Source organism: Nocardioides lianchengensis, assembly GCF_900101465.1.
GTDB lineage: Bacteria > Actinomycetota > Actinomycetes > Propionibacteriales > Nocardioidaceae > Nocardioides > Nocardioides lianchengensis.
On sequence record NZ_FMZM01000011.1, the window covers coordinates 190,170 to 207,968 of the forward strand.

Below are 17,799 nucleotides of genomic sequence, written 5' to 3' on the forward strand. Positions count from 1 at the left end.
CCCGTGGATCACGACCCCGCCTGGTCGAAGAGGTTCGCGCGCAGCGGGGTGCCGGCCATCGCGTCGCGGTAGGCCTCGACGGCCGCCCGCGCCCGGTCGTGCAGGTTGGCCGGGACGTGCACGTTGACCGTGGCCAGCAGGTCACCGGTGGTGCCGTCGGCCTTCTTGGCCCCCTTGCCGCGCACCCGGAAGGTGCGCCCGTTGGGGGTGCCGGCCGGGATCTTCAGGGTGACCGGCGAGCCGCCCAGGGTGGGGATCTTCACCTCGGCGCCCAGCGCGAGCTCGTCGAAGGAGACGGGCACGTCGATGGTGAGGTTGTCGTCCTTGCGGTTGAAGACCCGGTGCTGGCCGACCTTGACGGTGACGTAGAGGTCGCCCGCCGGACCGCCGTTCTCGCCGGCCCCGCCCTTGCCGCGCAGCCGGATCCGCTGCCCGTCCTTGACCCCCGCGGGGATCCGGGCCTGGATGGTGCGCGCGGAGGTGCCGCGCCCCGAGCCGTGGCAGACCGGGCAGGGGTCGTCGTAGACCAGCTGCCGACCGCCGCAGGTCGGGCAGGTCTCGTTCATCGAGAACCCACCGCCGACCGACGCGACGACGTAGCCCGCCCCCTCGCACTCCGGGCAGACGTGCGGCTTGGTGCCGGGCTTGCCGCCGGTGCCGTTGCACTCCGTGCAGGCCGAGTCGGAGGTCAGCCGCAGCGCGATCGTGACGCCCTCGAGGGAGTCGTTGAAGCTGATCGTCGCGGTGCTCTCGACGTCGGGGCCCTTCTTGACCCGGCGCGACTGCTGGCGCCGTCCGCCGCCCCCGAAGAGGTCGCCGAACATGTCGCCGAACCCGCCCCCGGAGGCACCGCCCGGCGCCCCGCCGGCCCGCTCGCGGAGCAGGTCGTCGAGGTTGAAGCCGGTGCCGGCGCCGCCGAACCCGGGGCCGCCACCGCTGTAGCGGTAGCCCCCCGAGCCCGAGGCGTACGACGAGCGGAACTCGTCGTACTTGGCGCGCTTGGCCGGGTCGCCCACGACGTCGTAGGCCTCGGCGACCTGCTTGAACTTGTCGTGCTTGGCGGTGTCGCCCGGGTTGGAGTCGGGGTGGTTGGCGCGCGCCAGCCGGCGGTAGGCCTTCTTGATCTCGTCGGCCGTGGCGTCCTTCTTGACGCCCAGCTCGGCGTAGAAGTCCTTCTGGGCCCAGTCGGCCCGGAAGTCGTCGCTCATCCGCGCACCCCCTCTCCTCGTGTCGTCATGCCGCTCCCGCTCAGGCCGTCGGCCCGGCGGGCGGGTCGACCACCAGCACCTGCGCCGCGCGCACGACGCGGTCGCCGATCCGGTAGCCGGCCTTGGCGATCACCTTGCAGGTGGTCACCTCGACCTCCGGGTCCTCGCCCACGTGGCTGAGCGCCTCGTGCAGGCTCGGGTCGAAGGCGTCGCCGGGAGCGCCGTACTTGGTCAGGCCGGCGGCCGCCACGGTGCGTTCGAGCTGCTCGGCGACGGTCTTGAAGCCGTCCTCGAGCGGCGCGTGCTCCCGCGCGCGGTCGATCGTGTCGAGCACCTCGGTGATCGGCGCGAGCGCGGCGTACGTCGCGTTCTGCTTGATCAGGTCGCGGTCGCGCTCGACCCGGCGCTTGTAGTTGACGAACTCGGCCTGCAGCCGCTGGAGGTCGTCGGTGCGCTCCGCCAGGTGGCGCTGCGCGACGGCCAGCTCGTCCTCGGGCTCAGCCGGCTCGGCCGGGCCCTCGGCCGGAGGAGCAGACTCCTGCTCCTCCGGCTCGGGGGTGACCGACTCGTCCGGGGACGAGTCGGTCACTTCTGCTCACCGTCCGTGGTGTCGTCCGCCGGGGTCTCGTCGACGATCTCGGCGTCCACGACGTCGTCGTCGGACTCGCCGGTCGCCCCGGTCGCCCCGCCGGCCGCGGCGGAGTCGGCCTCGGCCGCGGCGTACATGGCCGCGCCCATCTTCTGGCTCGACTCGCCCAGCTTGCTCACGCCGGCCTGGAGCTCCTCGGCCGAGGCCTCGGCGTTCTCCAGGGTCGCCTTCAGCGCGTCGACGTCGGCCTGGACCTCGGTCTTGACGTCCTCCGGGATCTTCTCGGCGTTGTCGGCCAGGAACTTCTCGGTCGTGTAGACGAGCTGGTCGGCCTGGTTGCGGGTCTCGATCGCCGCGCGACGCTGGGCGTCCTCCTCGGCGTACTGCTCCGCCTCCTTGACCATCCGGTCGATGTCGTCCTTCGACAGCGCGGAGCCGCCGGAGATCGTCATCGACTGCTCCTTGCCGGAGGCCTGGTCCTTGGCGTGGACCTGGACGATGCCGTTGGCGTCGATGTCGAAGGTGACCTCGATCTTCGGCACGCCGCGCGGGGCCGGCGGGAGGCCCGTCAGCTCGAAGTTGCCGAGGGGCTGGTTCTGGCCCCACATCTGGCGCTCGCCCTGGGCGACCTTGATCTCGACCGACGGCTGGTTGTCGTCGGCGGTCGTGAAGATCTCGGACCGCTTGGTCGGGATCGTGGTGTTGCGCTCGATCAGCGTGGTCATCACGCCGCCCTTGGTCTCGATGCCGAGGGACAGCGGGGTGACGTCGAGGAGCAGCACGTCCTTGACCTCGCCCTTGAGGACACCGGCCTGCAGCGCGGCGCCGACGGCGACGACCTCGTCGGGGTTGACGCCCTTGTTGGGCTCCTTGCCGCCGAGCAGCTCCTTGACGACCTCGGTCACGGCCGGCATCCGGGTGGAGCCGCCGACCAGGACGACGTGGTCGATCGCGGAGACCGCGACGCCGCCGTCCTTCAGCACGCTCTGGAACGGCGCCTTGGTGCGGTCGAGCAGGTCCGCGGTGAGCTTCTGGAACTCGCTGCGGGTGAGCTTCTCCTCGAAGTGCAGCGGGCCCGACTCGCCGTGGGTGATGTAGGGCAGGTGGATCGTCGTCTCGGAGGACGACGACAGCTCGATCTTCGCCTTCTCCGCGGCCTCCTGGAGGCGCTGCTTGGCGATCTTATCGGCGCCGAGGTCGACGCCGTTGTTGTCCTTGAACTTCTTGATCATCCAGTCGACGACCCGGGCGTCCCAGTCGTCGCCACCGAGGTGGTTGTCACCGGAGGTGGCCTTCACCTCGACGACGCCCTCGCCGATCTCGAGCAGGGACACGTCGAACGTGCCGCCACCGAGGTCGAAGACGAGGATGGTCTGGTCGTCGCCCTTGTCGAGGCCGTAGGCCAGCGCGGCCGCGGTCGGCTCGTTGACGATCCGGCTCACGTTGAGGCCCGCGATCTCGCCGGCCTCCTTGGTGGCCTGGCGCTGGGCGTCGGAGAAGTACGCCGGGACGGTGATCACCGCGTCGGTGACCGTCTCGCCGAGGTAGGCCTCCGCGTCCCGCTTCAGCTTCTGCAGCACGAAGGCGCTGATCTGCTGGGGGGTGAAGTCCTTGTCGTCGATCTTCTGCTTCCAGTCGGTGCCCATGTGGCGCTTGACGGAGCGGATGGTCCGGTCGACGTTGGTGACCGCCTGACGCTTGGCCACCTCGCCGACGAGCACCTCGCCCGACTTGGCGAAGGCGACGACCGACGGGGTCGTGCGAGCGCCCTCGGCGTTCGCGATGACGGTGGGCTCGCCGCCCTCCAGGACCGAGACGACGCTGTTCGTCGTCCCGAGGTCGATGCCGACCGCACGTGCCATGTTCTCGATACCTCCGTGTGAAGACTGCGGGGAAGACTCAGCGGACCATCTTGCAAGGCCTCGCCGTGTCGAGCAAACAAGTTGAGTCTCGTGAACTCAAGTTTGCTCACTGGGTCCAACGGAGGGATCGGCCGGGTTGTTCCCATCCCCGACCGGATTCTTCGCCAGGAACCGACGCCGGGCGCGCAGGTCGCGCTCGACGGCCGCCGCGGTGGTCCGCAGCAGCGCAGCCACCTCGGGGCGGCGCTCCCCGATCCGGAAGGTCGGGCCGGAGACGCCCAGCGCCGCGACGACCGCCCCCTCCACCCCGCGCACGGGGACGGCGACGCCGTCGAGGCCCTCCTCGAGCTCGCCGCGGGTGAGCGCGTGACCGCGCTCCCGGGTGCGGTCGAGCTCGGCGTCGAGGTCGGCGTGGGTGGCCACCGACCGCGGTGTGCGGACCTCGAGCCGGCCGGCGGGTCGTCGTACCGCGCCCCAGGCGAGCAGCACCTTGCCGAGCGCCGAGCAGTGGCTCGGCACCTCCACCCCCACCCAGCTCACCGAGCCGAGGACGTAGCGGGCGTCGACCTGGTCGACGTGGACCACCCGGCTGCCCCGGGCGATCGCCAGGTTCACCGTCTCGCCGGTCGCCGTCGCGACGTCCTCGAGGTGGACGTGGGCGACCCGGACCAGCTCCTCGACCCGGTCGAAGCGGGCCGCGTAGTCGGCGAACAGCCGACCGCCGCGGTAGCCCGCCCCCTCCCGCTCGACCAGGCCGCCCCGCTCCAGCGCGCCGAGCAGCCGCGAGACGGTCGAGCGGGCCAGGCCGCTCGACGCGACCAGCTCGGAGTACGACGGGGCCGCCTCGGCCTGCACGACGAGGCGGAGCAGGTCCGCGGCGCGGTCGACGGACTGGGTGCCGCTCATGCCCACATGGTAGATCAGTAGTTCCATATAGTGGAACTACCGAGAATCCCGGTCCGAGACTGTTTGCCCAGGTCAACCACGGTGCGCACCGCCCTGTTTCGTCCGCGTGAAATCGTCCAACGGATCTGGTTGTTCTCGTTGACAGCGCCCGGATCCCGGCCGCACGCTCGAGCCATGCAGCACGTGTGCGCCCTGGCCGACGTCCCGGTGGGCGAGGGCCTGCGGATCGACTCGGTCAGCCCGCCGATCGCCGTCTTCCGGACCGAGGACGACGAGGTGCTCGCGATCGACGACACCTGCACCCACCAGGACGCCTCGCTGGCCGACGGGTGGCTCGAGGACTGCTGGGTCGAGTGCCCCCTGCACGCCTCCCGCTTCGACCTCCGCACGGGGGCGGTCGACGCACCACCCGCCAAGCTGCCGGTCCGCGCGCACGCCGTCGAGGTCCGCGACGGCGAGGTCTGGGTCGCGCTCTCCGACGCCGTCCCCCACCTGCCTCCGGGCGTCACCTACGAGGCGTCCTGATGACCGACCCGCGCCGGGTGGTGGTCGTCGGCGCCTCCCTGGCCGGGCTGGCCACGGCCCGCGCGCTGCGCGCCGCCGGGTACGACGGCGACGTCACCGTGATCGGCGACGAGCCGCACCGGCCCTACGACCGGCCGCCGCTGTCCAAGGGCTTCGTGGCCGGCACCCTCTCGGTCGACGACCTGTCGCTGGAGACCGACGACGACCTCGCCCTCGACTGGCGACTCGGCGAGCGGGCCGTCGCGCTCGACCCCGGGACCCGCACGGTGACCCTGGCCTCCGGCACCCTCGTCCCGGGTGACGCCGTGGTCGTCGCCACCGGCTCGCACGCCCGGCGGCTGCCCGGTCCGCCACTGGCCGGCGTGCACACCCTGCGCACCCTCGACGACGCGCTGGCCCTGCGGTCCGAGCTGCTCCCCGGCGCCCGGCTGGTGCTGGTGGGCGCCGGGTTCGTGGGCGCCGAGATCGCCTCGACGGCCCGCGGCCTCGGGCTCGACGTCACCCTGGTCGAGGCCGCGCCCTCCCCGCTGGCCGGCCCGCTCGGCGTCGAGGTCGGCGCGATGGTCGCCCGCCTGCACGACGCCCACGGGGTCCCGCTGCTCACCGGCGTGCCCGTCGCCGGCCTCGCCGGGCGCGACCGGGTGTCGGGCGTGGTCCTCACCGACGGTCGCGTGCTGCCCGCCGACGTGGTCGTGGTCGGCGTCGGCTCGGTCGCCGCGACCGACTGGCTGGCCGGCTCCGGGCTGACGATCGAGGCGGGCGGGGTCGCCTGCGACGCCGCCGGCAGCACGGACGCGCCCGGGATCTGGGCCGTCGGCGACGTCGCCGCCTGGCACGACCCGTCGTACGCCGGCCGCCGCCGGATCGAGCACTGGACCGACTCGCTCCAGCGTCCCGCCCGCACCGTGGCCGCCCTCCTGGGCGGACCCGTCGACGACCCGCTGCCGGCGCCGTACTTCTGGAGCGAGCAGTACGGCGTGCAGGTCCAGTTCGCGGGCCGCCGGCTCGGCGACGAGACCGTCACGATCGAGGCGGGCGCGCCCGAGACCGGCGACGTGCTGGCCGTCTACCGGCGCGGCGAGACGCCGGTCGCCGTACTCGGGATGAACCAGCCCCGCCTGTTCGGCCGGATCCGCCGACAGCTCTCGACGCCCGTCCAGGAGTTCGCATGACCACCACCGAGGAGCCGGTCACCGGGTCCAGCCTGATCCCGACGCTGCCCGGCTCGGCGTACGTCGATCCGGCGGTCTTCGACGCCGAGTGCGAGCGGATCTTCGAGGACATGTGGTTCTGTGCGGCCCGCGAGAGCGACCTGCCGAAGCCGGGCTCGTTCCGCACCGTCCAGGTCGGTCGCGAGTCGATCCTGATCAGCCGGTCCCGCCGGGGCGAGGTGCGGGCCTTCTACAACGTCTGTCGCCACCGCGGCGCGCGGATCTGCACCGAGGACGCCGGCGAGCGCGCGCGGTCGTTCCAGTGCCCCTACCACGCCTGGACCTACGACTTCGACGGCAAGCTGATCGCCGCGCCCAACCTGACGAAGATGCCCGACATCGACCGGGTCGAGTACGGCCTGCGCCGGGTCCACGTGCGGACCTGGCTGGGCTACGTCTGGGTCTCGCTCGCCGACGCCCCGCCGTCGTTCGAGGCGACCGTCCAGCAGGAGGTCGTCGACCGGCTGGGCACCCTCGACAACATCGCCGGGTACGACGTCGCGAACCTCTCCGTCGGCCGCCGGATCGTCTACGACGTGGCGGCCAACTGGAAGCTCATCGTCGAGAACTTCATGGAGTGCTACCACTGCGCGACGATCCACCCCGAGCTGACCGAGGTGCTGCCGGAGTTCGCCGACGGCCTCGCCGCGCAGTACTTCGTCAACCACGGCGCCGAGTTCGGCGAGGACGTCTCGGGCTTCACCATCGACGGCTCCGAGGGCTTCGGCGTGATCCCGGGTCTCGAGGAGGACCGTGACCGCAAGTACTACGCGATCACCGTCAAGCCGCAGGTCTTCGTCAACCTGGTCCCCGACCACGTGATCTTCCACCGCATGTACCCCATGGCCGCCGACCGGACGGTCGTCGAGTGCGACTGGCTCTATCTCCCCGACGTGGTCGAGTCCGGCCGCGACGTGACCGCCTCCGTCGAGCTCTTCCATCGCGTCAACCAGCAGGACTTCGAGGCCTGCGAGCGCACCCAGCCCGCCATGTCCTCCAAGCTGTACGCCGCCGGCGGCGTCCTCGTCCCCTCCGAGCACCACATCTCCGAGTTCCACGAGTGGGTCACCCACAAGCTGACCCCCACCGGTGGTTGAGCAGCGAAGCCGCGCTAGCGGGTGAGCGTGTCGAAACCCCCGCAGCCAGCAAGCGACCTTCAGTCATCCACTGGCCCCCGCCGCCAGGAGCCCCGCGCCAGCTCCGGCAGCGCGTCGTACCGCCCCTCGATCAAGGCCCTCCGCTTCGCGCGGCTCCACCCCTGCACCTGCTTCTCGTAGGCGAACGCGTCCTCCACCCGCCCGAACTCGGCCGCCCACACGAGCGTCACCGGACGCCTGCGTCGCAGTGCCGTGTACGACGCTCCCAGCCCGAGGTTGTGCGCACTCACCCGCCCGTCGAGGTCGACGGTGCTGCCGACGTAGTAGCTGCCGTCGGCGCACTGGAGGATGTAGGTCCAAGCCATGGGTGCATGCTCGTCCGCCTGCCCCTTCGACGACAGCAGCGCTCGTCGACCTGTGGACAAGCGCGGTGGTCACTGTCGCCTCTCGGGTGCGGGGGTTTCGACACGGTCGCTAGCGCGACCTGCTCAACCACCGGTTGCACCGGTGGTTGAGCAGCGAAGCCGCGCTAGCGGGTGAGCGTGTCGAAACCCCCGCAGCCCACCAGCGACGGTGACCACCCACACCTCCCAGGTCACCGGATCTCGACAACGGTCACTGCGCGACCTGATCGACCACCGGCGGGAGGGACGTGGTGGGATCTCCGCATGGCGTGGCAGCTGGCGATCGGGGTCGTGGGCGGCCTCGCGCTGGTGTGGGCCGCCCTGGTCGCGGCCCTGTACGTCGCCGGCCGCCGGACGGGCGACCCGACGACCTGGCAGGACCTGCTGCGCCTGCTGCCCGACGTCATCCGGCTGCTGCGCCGACTGGCGGCGGACCCGACCCTCCCGCGGGGTGTGCGGGTGCGGCTGTGGCTGCTGCTGGGCTACCTGCTCCTGCCGGTCGACCTGGTGCCGGACTTCATCCCGGTGGTCGGGTACGCCGACGACGCGATCGTCGTCGCGCTGGTCCTGCGCTCGGTGACCCGGCGCGCGGGGCCGGAGGCGCTGGACCGGCACTGGCCGGGCACGTCCTCGGGGCTGCTCGTCGTACGACGTCTGGGGCGGATCTGACCTCGACACCGGATGGGTCTCGACACGCGGGTCGCTCGCTCGACCACCGACGAGGAGTCCGCTGACGCGTCCTCCTCAGTCGAACACGACGACGCGGGAGCGGTCGAGGAGGAGGCGGGACTCGGTGTGCCAGCGGACGGCCTGGGCGAGGACGCGGGCCTCGACGTCGCGGCCGGCCTGCACCATCTCCTCGGGGGTGGTGCGGTGGTCGATGCGGATCACGTCCTGCTCGATGATCGGGCCCTCGTCGAGGTCCGCCGTCACGTAGTGGGCGGTGGCGCCGATCAGCTTCACGCCGCGGTCGTGGGCCTGGTGGTAGGGCTTGGCGCCCTTGAAGCTCGGCAGGAACGAGTGGTGGATGTTGATGATCCGGCCGTCGAGCTTGGCGCAGGTCTCGTCGGAGATCACCTGCATGTAGCGCGCCAGCACCACCAGGTCGATCCGCTCGGAGCCCACCAGGTCCAGCAGCTGCTCCTCCGCCGCCGCCTTGGTGTCGGGCGTGACGGGCAGGTGGTGGAAGGGGATGTCGTACGTCGAGGTCAGCCGCTCGAAGTCGCGGTGGTTGGAGACGACGCCCGCGATGTCGACGTTCAGCGCGCCGGTGCTGTGCCGGAAGAGCAGGTCGTTGAGGCAGTGCCCAAAGCGGGAGACCATCAGCAGCGTCCGGTACGGCGCCGCCGCGGCCACCAGCTGCCACGACATCCCGTGGGCCTGGGCCACCGACAGGAACGAGCTCCGCAGCGCGTCGACGGTCACGTCGAAGGCCTTGAACTCCACCCGCATGAAGAACCGGCCGTTGACCGGGTTGTCGAACTGCTGGGAGTCGGTGATGTCGCCGCAGTGGGCCACGACCCAGCCCGCGACGGCGTGCACCAGCCCGACGTGGTTGTCGCACGCCAGCGTCAGCACGTAGCGGTCCGGGCCTGGTCTCATGCGAAAAGACTGACGGAGCCGTTGCTCCATGCGCAAGTCGTTGCGTAGTGTGCAACGGCATGGGCACCGTGCAGTCCGTCGACCGGGCGTTGATGATCCTCGACATCCTCGCACGCGACGGTGAGGCCGGGGTGACCGAGATCGCCGGCCACCTGGGCGTCCACAAGTCCACCGTCTCCCGGCTGATCGACTCCCTCGAGGAGCGGGACCTGGTCGAGCAGCACGACCCGCGCGGCAAGTACCGCCTCGGCATCGGCGTCCTGCGCCTGGCCGGCGCGACGACCGCCCGCCTCGACGTCGTCCAGGAGGCCCGCTCGGTCGCCAAGTCGCTGGCCGCGGCCACCGGCGAGACGGTCAACATCGCCGTCCTCTCCGAGGGCGCCGCGCTGTACGTCGACCAGGTCGCCACCGCGGGCGCGGTCCAGTCGCACAACTGGGTCGGCCAGCGGATCCCGCTGCACGCCACCTCCAACGGCAAGGTGCTGCTGGCCGGCCTGAGCGACGCGGAGGCGCGCAAGGTCCTCGGCCGGCGGCTGGCGTCGTACACGGCCCGGACGGTCACCGACGTGGGCGCCGTGGTCAAGCAGCTGGCCGAGGTGCGCGAGCAGGGGTACGTCGTCGTCGTCGACGAGCTGGAGCACGGCCTGACCGCCGTCGCCGCGCCGATCCGCAACGCCCACGGCGATGTCGTGGCGTCCTTCTCGGTCTCCGGGCCGACCTTCCGTTTCGCTGAGCGGGAGGTCGCGGCGGCGACGACCGCCGTGGTCGAGCATGCCCTCGAGGTGTCGCGACGCCTGGGCTGGCGGGGGGCCGCGTGACCGGACCACCCGAGGGCCGAAACGTTCCTTCTTCGTCATTCCAGCGAAACGCGGAGTTGCGTAGAATGCCATCTGTTGCGTTATCCGCAACACCTAGCGAGGGGTGAACCGTGGCCGAGGTCTACGTCGACGGAGCCTGGCGCGAGGCGCTGGGCGGGGGCACGCGTGACATCCGCTGCCCCGCCGACGGCAGTCCGGTGCGCCGGCTGAGCGAGGGTGCGGCGGCCGACGTCGACGCCGCCGTCGCCGCCGCGCGCCGCGCCTTCGACGACGGCCCCTGGCCGCGCACCCCTGCGCCGGAGCGCAGTGCCCTGCTGCACCGCGTCGCCGACCTGCTCGAGCGCGACGTCGCCGAGGTGGCCCGGCGCGAGTCGCTCGACACCGGCAAGCGCCTCGTCGAGTCCGAGTACGACGTCGCCGACGTCGTGACCGTCTTCCGCCACTTCGCCGGGCTGGCCGGTGCGGACGCCGGCCGGGTGGTCGACACCGGCCGGGCGGACGTCGTCAGCAAGGTCGTGCACGAGCCGGTCGGTGTCTGCGCGCTGATCACCCCGTGGAACTACCCGCTGCTGCAGACGGCCTGGAAGGTCGCCCCCTGCCTGGCCACCGGCAACACCTTCGTCCTCAAGCCGAGCGAGCTCACGCCGAGCACCGCGCTGTGGCTGATGGACGCGCTGACCGAGGCCGGGCTGCCGTCCGGCGTCGCCAACCTGGTGCCCGGCGACGGTCCGGGCGTCGGCGCCCCGCTGACCGAGCACCCGGGCGTCGACCTGGTCTCCTTCACCGGCGGGCTCGCGACCGGCAAGCGGGTGATGGCCGCGGCGGCCGGCACCGTCAAGCGGATCGCCCTGGAGCTCGGGGGCAAGAACCCCAACATCGTGTTCGCCGACGCCGACCTCGAGGTCGCGCTCGACCTGGCCCTGGCCGCGGTCTTCCTGCACTCCGGCCAGGTCTGCTCGGCCGGCGCCCGGCTGCTGGTCGAGGAGTCGATCCACGACGACTTCGTCGCGCAGCTGGTCGAGCGCGCGGGCCGGATCCGGCTGGGCGGCCCGTTCGACGAGGCGGCCGAGACCGGCCCACTGATCAGCGCGGCCCACCGCGACAAGGTCGAGGCGTACGTCGCCGCGGGGCTCGCCGAGGGCGCGACGCTGCTGCTGGGCGGAGAGCGTCCGCGCGGCCCGGCGTACGACGACGGCTTCTTCTACCTCCCGACGATCCTGGGCGCCTGCCACAGCGGCATGAGCGTCGTGCAGGACGAGTCGTTCGGCCCGGTGCTGACCGTCGAGACCTTCCGCGGCAGCACTCCCGAGGAGGCGGAGGACGCCGCCGTACGACTGGCCAACGACAGCATCTACGGCCTGGCCGGGGCGGTCTGGACGCAGGACGCCGGCCGCGCCGAGCGGGTCGCGGCCCGGCTGCGGATGGGCACGGTCTGGATCAACGACTACCACCCGTACGTCGCCCAGGCGGAGTGGGGCGGCTACAAGCAGTCCGGCATCGGACGCGAGCTGGGGAGCGCCGGGCTCGAGGAGTACCGCGAGACCAAGCACGTCTGGCACAACGTCAAGCCGGTCGTGCAGTCCTGGTTCGACGGCGGCGAGGAGGGCTGATGGCGCGGCAGCCGGCGTACGACGTCGTCATCGTGGGCGGAGGCTCCGCCGGATCGGTGCTGGCCAACCGGCTGTCCGCCGACGGGACGACGAGCGTGCTGGTGCTGGAGGCGGGCCGAAGCGACTCGAGGCTGGACCCGTTCATCCACATGCCGGCGGCGCTGCCCTTCCCGATCGGCAACCCGCTCTACGACTGGAAGTACGAGTCGGAGCCGGAGCCGTTCATGGACGGCCGCCGGGTCTACCACGCGCGTGGCAGGGTGCTCGGCGGGTCGAGCTCGATCAACGGGATGATCTTCCAGCGCGGCAACCCGCTCGACTTCGAGCGCTGGGCGGCCGATGCGGGGATGAAGGAGTGGGACTACGCCCACTGCCTGCCCTACTTCAAGCGGATGGAGACCTGTCTCGCCGGCGCCGACGACTGGCGCGGCGGCTCCGGTCCCCTGGTGCTCGAGCGCGGTCCGGCGACCAGCCCGCTGTTCGGCGCGTTCTTCGAGGCGGTCCAGCAGGCCGGGCACCCGCTGACCGACGACGTCAACGGCTACCGCCAGGAGGGCTTCGCGCCCTTCGACCGCAACGTCCACCGCGGCCGCCGGCTCAGCGCGGCCCGGGCCTACCTGCACCCGGTCCGCCAGCGGTCCAACCTCGACGTCGAGACGCTCGCCCAGGTCAGCGGGCTGCGCACCTCGGGGGGCCGGGTGACCGGCGTCGACTACGTGCGCGGCGTCGGCCGCCGCGGCGTACGACGGAGCGTGACCGCGGGCGAGGTGATCCTCTGCGGCGGGGCGATCAACTCCCCGCAGCTGCTGCTGCTCGCCGGCATCGGCCCGGCCGCGGAGCTGGAGGCGCTCGGCATCCCGGTCGTCGCCGACCTGCCCGGCGTGGGCCGCCACCTGCAGGACCACCTCGAGGTCTACGTCCAGCACGCGTCCAAGCAGCCGGTGTCGATCGGCCCGTGGCTCCAGCACCGGCACAAGCCGCGCATCGGCGCGGAGTGGCTGTTCCTGCGCCGCGGCGTCGGGGCGTCGAACCACTTCGAGGCGGGCGGCTTCATCCGCTCCAACGAGCTGGTCGACTACCCCAACCTGATGTTCCACTTCCTCCCCATCGCCATCCGGTACGACGGCTCGCAGCCGGCCGCCGAGCACGGCTACCAGGTGCACATCGGGCCGATGTACTCCGACGTGCGCGGCTCGCTGACCCTGAGGAGCCGCGACCCCTTCGAGCACCCCGCGCTGCGCTTCAACTACCTGTCGACCGAGACCGACCGCCGCGAGTGGATCGAGATGGTCCGGGCCGCGCGGCACATCCTGGCCCAGCCGGCCTTCGCCGCCTTCAGCGCGGGCGAGCTGTCGCCCGGCCCCGGTGTCGAGACCGACCAGGAGATCCTCGACTGGGTCGCGAAGGACGCCGAGACCGCCCTGCACCCGTCCTGCACGGCCCGGATGGGGGTCGACCAGGACAGCGTCCTGGACCCCGCGTCGCTGCGGGTCCACGGCGTCGACGGGCTCCGCGTCGTCGACGCCTCGGCGATGCCCTACGTCACCAACGGCAACATCTACGCCCCCGTGATGATGCTCGCCGAGAAGGCCGCCGACCTGATCGCCGGGAACGAGCCGCTGGCCCCGCTCGCGGTCCCGTTCTACCGCTACCGAGACGGCTCGCCACTGCACCCGCCGGGCGACCCGCGCAACACCACCGAGGAGTCCGCATGACCGAGGCAGCCCAGGATCAGGCACTGCGCGTCGACGGGCTCTGGAAGATCTTCGGTGCCCGCGCCGACAAGATCATCGGCACGCCCGACGCCGAGCTCGGCCGCGCCGAGCTGAAGGAGCGCACCGGCTGCGTCGCGGCGGTCAAGGACGTCTCGTTCACGGTGGCGCCGGGCGAGGTGTTCGTCGTGATGGGCCTCTCCGGCTCCGGCAAGTCCACCCTGGTGCGCTGCCTGACCCGGCTGATCGAGCCGACCGCCGGGACCGTCGTGCTCGACGGCCAGGACATCACCTCCGCCTCCGAGGCCCGGCTCCGCGACCTGCGGCGGCACAAGGTCTCGATGGTCTTCCAGCACTTCGGCCTGCTGCCGCACCGCCAGGTCGTCGACAACGTCGCCTACGGGCTCGAGGTGCGCGGCGTGAAGAAGACCGAACGCCGGGCCAGGGCCCAGGAGCTGGTCGACCTGGTCGGCCTCACCGGCTACGAGCACTCCTACCCCGATCAGCTCTCCGGCGGGATGCAGCAGCGGGTCGGCCTGGCCCGCGCGCTGGCCAACGACCCGGCGATCCTGCTCTTCGACGAGCCGTTCTCGGCCCTCGACCCGCTGATCCGCCGCGACATGCAGGACGAGGTCGTGCGACTCCAGGCGGAGCTGCAGAAGACGGCCGTGTTCATCACCCACGACCTCAACGAGGCGCTCAAGCTCGGCGACCGGATCCTCATCATGCGCGACGGCGAGGTGGTCCAGGTCGGGACGCCGGCCGAGATCGTGGCCCAGCCCGCCGACGCCTACGTCCGCGACTTCGTCAGCGACGTCCCGCGCTCGCACGTCCTCACCCTCGAGTACGTCATGCGACCGCCGGAGCCGACCGACTCGCTCGAGGGACCGGTCATGGACCCGGACGTCGTCGTACGACAGGCCGCCCGGGCGGCGCTCTCCTCCGCGCACCCCGTGCAGGTGGTCCGCGACGGCGAGCTCGTCGGCATCGTCGACGACGACGCGATCCTGCGGGTCGTCGTCGCCGAGGAGAGCGTCCCTGCATGACGGCCACGCTGGAACGTCCCCCCGCGTCGGCCCCCGCGCCGCCCGAGGCCCCGCGCACCCGCGGACCCGTGCCGCGCTGGGCCTGGCTGCTCGGCATCCTGGCCGCCTGGATCGTCGCGTCCTGGATCGGGCACGGCAAGGCGACGCTCTACCTGCCGGGCCAGGGCTCGACCGACGTCCACGAGTGGTTCACCCAGCTCAAGCGCGACCTGATCGCCAGCCGCGACGACAACCTGCTCATGCAGGCCGTCGGGGCGGTCTCCGACCTGTTCGGCGGCGCCGTGGAGCAGCTGCAGCGGTTCGTCTCGGTCGACGCCTACCCGCGCCCGGTCCCCCAGATCGGCTGGCTCGGCGTGCTCGGCATCGCCGGTTGGGTCGCGCTCGCCGTGGCGGGCTGGAAGCACGCGGTCGGGACCGTCGCGGCCCTGGCCACGGTCGGGCTGCTCGGCTACTGGAACGACGGCATGGACACCCTGGTCGTGACCTTCGTGTCGGTGGCGATCTGCCTGCTGATCGGGCTGCCGGTCGCGGTGCTGATGGGCAACAGCCGGCGCGCCTACGCGCTGATCACGCCGGTCCTCGACGTGATGCAGACCTTCCCGTCGTTCGTCTACCTCGCTCCGGCGACCCTCTTCTTCGGCCTCGGCGCGCCCGTCGCCGTCGCCGTCACCGTCGTGTACGCCGTGCCGCCGGTCATCCGGGTGGCCACCGAGGGCATCCGGGGCGTGTCGGAGACGACCGTCGAGGCCACCACGTCGCTCGGCCAGACCCCGTGGCAGCGGCTGACCAAGGTCCAGCTGCCGATGGCTCGGCGCACGATCATCGTCGGGGTCAACCTGACCACGATGGCCGCCCTGTCGATGTCGGTCATCGCCGGCTTCGTGAACTCCCCCGGCCTCGGCAAGCCGGTGCTGCGGGCCCTGACCGCCGGCACCAACCAGGTCGGCGTCGCGTTCACCGCGGGCCTGGCCATCGTGGTCATCGCGATCATGCTCGACCGGGTCACCACCGCCGCGAGCGAGCGGTCCGAGGTGCTTGCCCGGTCCGGCGGCACGGACCGGCGTACGCGGTGGATCGTCCTCGGGGTCGCCGCGATCGCCGCCGGGGTCTGCGTGGTCCTCTCGCGGCGCTCCCTCTCGCTCGCCGACTTCCCCGACACCGGCGTCGGGGACACCGTCGCCGACGCGATGCAGCGGGCCACTGACTGGACCACCGATACCTTCTCCGGCCTCACCACCTGGCTGCAGGAGACCACCACGACCCTCTTCATCAATCCGCTGCAGGACCTGATCGCCAGCTCGCCGTGGTTCGTCACCGGCACCGCGCTGCTGCTGGTGGCGCTGGTGCTCGGCGGTCGGGTCGCCGCCCTCACGACCCTCGTCTGCCTGGCCGGGATCCGCCTCACCGACCTCTGGTACGACGCCATGGTCACCTTCACCAGCGTGCTCGTCGCCACCGTCTTCGTGATGGTGCTCGCCGCCCTCGTCGGCGTCCCGATGGCCCGCCGCCGGATGGTCGACCGGGTGCTGCGACCGGTGCTCGACGCCGCCCAGGTGATGCCGGCGTTCGTCTACCTGATCCCGGTCCTCGCGCTCTTCGGCCCGGGCCGCTTCACCGCCATCGTGGCCGCCGTCATCTACGCCGCCCCCGTGGCGATCAAGCTGGTCGCCGACGGGGTCAAGCAGGTCTCGGCGACCACCGTCGAGGCGGCGACCGCCGCGGGCTCGACGCCGTGGCAGCTGATCACCAAGGTCCAGCTGCCGATGGCCCGCAGCCACCTGGTGCTGGCGGCCAACCAGGGCCTGCTCTACGTCCTGTCGATGGTCGTCATCGGCGGCCTGGTCGGCGGCGGCGGGCTCGGCTACGACGTCGTCCTCGGCTTCTCGCGCAGCGAGTACTTCGGCAAGGGCCTGGTCGCCGGCGCCACCATCGTCCTGCTCGGGATCATGGTCGACCGGGTGACCCGCCGCGCCGCGGCCCGCCGTACGACGTCACCGTCAGTCCGCTCCGCCCTCGTGATCGGCCGCTCGTCCGGCCTCGCCCGCCGCGGCCCGCTCGTCTGACCGCCCCCGCCAGCCCCGAGAGAAGGAAGAACAACGTGAAGCCCACCAGAGTCAGCGCCCTCACCGGGTCGCTCGCCACGCTCGCGCTCGTCCTGAGCGCCTGCGGAGGCGGTGACATCGAGAAGGAGACCGAGGCCAACGAGTCGCAGGCCGCCGAGACCGGCGACTGCGGCGAGCTCAACATGGCCGTCAACCCGTGGGTCGGCTTCGAGGCCGACGCGTACGTCGTCGGCCACGTCGCCCAGGAGGAGCTCGGCTGCTCGGTGACCTACAAGGACCTGAAGGAGGAGGTCTCCTGGCAGGGCTTCGGCAGCGGCGAGGTCGACGTCGTCATCGAGGACTGGGGCCACCCGGACCTGGAGAAGCAGTACTTCGAGGACCAGGGCGGCGACGGCAGTGCGATGGACGCCGGGCCGACCGGCAACGTGGGCATCATCGGCTGGTACGTCCCGCCGTGGATGGCCGAGGAGTACCCGGACATCACCGACTGGAACAACCTGAACAAGTACGCCGACCTGTTCGAGACGCCGGAGTCGGACGGCAAGGGCCAGTTCCTCGGGGCGGACCCGTCGTACGTGCAGTTCGACGAGGCGATCGTCAACAACCTCGACCTCGACTTCAAGGTGGTCTTCTCGGGCAGCGAGGCCGCCTCGATCGCCGCGTTCGAGAAGGCCGAGAAGGACAAGACGCCGCTGATCGGCTACTTCTACGAGCCGCAGTGGTTCATGTCCGAGGTCCCGCTGGTCAAGGTGAGCCTGCCGGAGTACACCGACGGCTGCCAGGACGACGCCAAGGCTGTGGCCTGCGACTACCCCGAGACCGAGCTGAAGAAGATCGTCTCCACGTCGTTCATGGAGTCCGACAGCCCCGCAGTGGGCCTGATCGAGAGCTTCCAGTGGACCAACGACGATCAGAACCTGGTCGCCAAGTACATCTCCGAGGACGGCATGTCCGCCGAGGACGCCGCCGCCAAGTGGGTCGACGAGAACCCCGACCAGGTCGAGGCCTGGCTGAACGCTGGTTGAGGTGCTCCGGAGCGACGTAGGAGCGGAGGAGCCTCGAAACCCGTCTGGCCGACCAACCACCTCGATCGAGGCCACTTCTCGGGTGCGGGGGTTTCGACACGGTCGCTGCGCGACCTGCTCA

Annotated in this window: 16 protein-coding genes; 10 read left to right on the forward strand and 6 right to left on the reverse strand. The window is 71.6% G+C overall.

The features are described from left to right. Positions 1-8: 8 nt before the first annotated feature. The 4 genes from dnaJ to BLT76_RS19600 form a co-directional block, all read right to left on the reverse strand. The gene (gene dnaJ / locus BLT76_RS19585; protein WP_090859955.1) at positions 9-1,208 is read right to left on the reverse strand and encodes a molecular chaperone DnaJ; all 1,200 of its coding nucleotides are present in this window, start codon (positions 1,206-1,208) and stop codon (positions 9-11) included. Between the two features lie 40 nt (positions 1,209-1,248). Then, complete coding sequence (gene grpE / locus BLT76_RS19590; protein ID WP_090859957.1) at positions 1,249-1,797, reverse strand: nucleotide exchange factor GrpE; 549 nt, start codon at positions 1,795-1,797, stop codon at positions 1,249-1,251. Next, positions 1,794-3,659, reverse strand: a complete 1,866-nt coding sequence (gene dnaK, locus BLT76_RS19595; RefSeq protein WP_090859959.1) for a molecular chaperone DnaK — start codon at positions 3,657-3,659, stop codon at positions 1,794-1,796. The genes grpE and dnaK overlap by 4 nt, the downstream gene beginning before the upstream one ends. A 96-nt stretch (positions 3,660-3,755) precedes the next feature. Continuing rightward, complete coding sequence (locus BLT76_RS19600; RefSeq protein ID WP_170867158.1) at positions 3,756-4,565, reverse strand: IclR family transcriptional regulator; 810 nt, start codon at positions 4,563-4,565, stop codon at positions 3,756-3,758. A 174-nt stretch (positions 4,566-4,739) separates the two neighbouring features. Here BLT76_RS19600 and BLT76_RS19605 point away from each other — a divergent pair, with 174 nt between their 5' ends. From BLT76_RS19605 to BLT76_RS19615, 3 genes are read left to right on the forward strand one after another with little or no spacing between them, the layout of a single operon-like run. After that, positions 4,740-5,090: a bifunctional 3-phenylpropionate/cinnamic acid dioxygenase ferredoxin subunit gene (locus BLT76_RS19605; protein ID WP_090859964.1), complete on the forward strand. Its 351-nt coding sequence runs from the start codon at positions 4,740-4,742 to the stop codon at positions 5,088-5,090. Next, on the forward strand, positions 5,090-6,262 hold the full coding sequence (locus BLT76_RS19610; RefSeq protein ID WP_090859966.1) for an NAD(P)/FAD-dependent oxidoreductase: 1,173 nt from the start codon (positions 5,090-5,092) through the stop codon (positions 6,260-6,262). Before BLT76_RS19605 ends, BLT76_RS19610 begins: the two co-directional genes overlap by 1 nt. Further along, positions 6,259-7,398 carry an aromatic ring-hydroxylating oxygenase subunit alpha gene (locus BLT76_RS19615; protein ID WP_090859968.1) on the forward strand — a complete coding sequence of 380 codons (1,140 nt, stop codon included), beginning with the start codon at positions 6,259-6,261 and terminating at the stop codon, positions 7,396-7,398. Before BLT76_RS19610 ends, BLT76_RS19615 begins: the two co-directional genes overlap by 4 nt. 59 nt (positions 7,399-7,457) lie before the next feature. On the opposite strand, the gene BLT76_RS19620 is transcribed toward BLT76_RS19615, so the two are convergent. Continuing rightward, on the reverse strand, positions 7,458-7,763 hold the full coding sequence (locus tag BLT76_RS19620; protein ID WP_090859970.1) for a GIY-YIG nuclease family protein: 306 nt from the start codon (positions 7,761-7,763) through the stop codon (positions 7,458-7,460). 303 nt (positions 7,764-8,066) lie between these two features. Here BLT76_RS19620 and BLT76_RS19625 point away from each other — a divergent pair, with 303 nt between their 5' ends. Continuing rightward, complete coding sequence (locus BLT76_RS19625) at positions 8,067-8,471, forward strand: YkvA family protein (RefSeq protein ID WP_090859972.1); 405 nt, start codon at positions 8,067-8,069, stop codon at positions 8,469-8,471. A gap of 75 nt (positions 8,472-8,546) precedes the next feature. Here the strand turns inward: BLT76_RS19625 and purU are convergent, their stop codons facing one another. Further along, on the reverse strand, positions 8,547-9,404 hold the full coding sequence (gene purU, locus BLT76_RS19630) for a formyltetrahydrofolate deformylase (protein WP_090859975.1): 858 nt from the start codon (positions 9,402-9,404) through the stop codon (positions 8,547-8,549). Positions 9,405-9,463: 59 nt separating this feature from the next. Between purU and BLT76_RS19635 the strand changes: the two genes are divergently transcribed. The 6 genes from BLT76_RS19635 to BLT76_RS19660 all read left to right on the forward strand — a co-directional run bounded on the left by BLT76_RS19635 (position 9,464) and on the right by BLT76_RS19660 (position 17,678). Continuing rightward, entirely contained in the window at positions 9,464-10,222 is a 759-nt protein-coding gene (locus tag BLT76_RS19635; protein ID WP_090860027.1) for an IclR family transcriptional regulator, read from the forward strand. Positions 10,223-10,332: 110 nt separating this feature from the next. Beyond that, positions 10,333-11,832 carry an aldehyde dehydrogenase family protein gene (locus tag BLT76_RS19640; RefSeq protein ID WP_090859977.1) on the forward strand — a complete coding sequence of 500 codons (1,500 nt, stop codon included), beginning with the start codon at positions 10,333-10,335 and terminating at the stop codon, positions 11,830-11,832. Further along, the gene (gene betA, locus BLT76_RS19645; protein ID WP_090859979.1) at positions 11,832-13,547 is read left to right on the forward strand and encodes a choline dehydrogenase; all 1,716 of its coding nucleotides are present in this window, start codon (positions 11,832-11,834) and stop codon (positions 13,545-13,547) included. Before BLT76_RS19640 ends, betA begins: the two co-directional genes overlap by 1 nt. Then, positions 13,544-14,590: a quaternary amine ABC transporter ATP-binding protein gene (locus BLT76_RS19650; RefSeq protein ID WP_090859981.1), complete on the forward strand. Its 1,047-nt coding sequence runs from the start codon at positions 13,544-13,546 to the stop codon at positions 14,588-14,590. Before betA ends, BLT76_RS19650 begins: the two co-directional genes overlap by 4 nt. Further along, entirely contained in the window at positions 14,587-16,653 is a 2,067-nt protein-coding gene (locus tag BLT76_RS19655; RefSeq protein ID WP_090859983.1) for an ABC transporter permease subunit, read from the forward strand. Before BLT76_RS19650 ends, BLT76_RS19655 begins: the two co-directional genes overlap by 4 nt. 35 nt (positions 16,654-16,688) lie before the next feature. Beyond that, positions 16,689-17,678 (forward strand): ABC transporter substrate-binding protein, encoded by a 990-nt coding sequence (locus BLT76_RS19660; RefSeq protein WP_090859985.1) that lies wholly within the window; start codon positions 16,689-16,691, stop codon positions 17,676-17,678. Positions 17,679-17,799 lie beyond the last annotated feature (121 nt).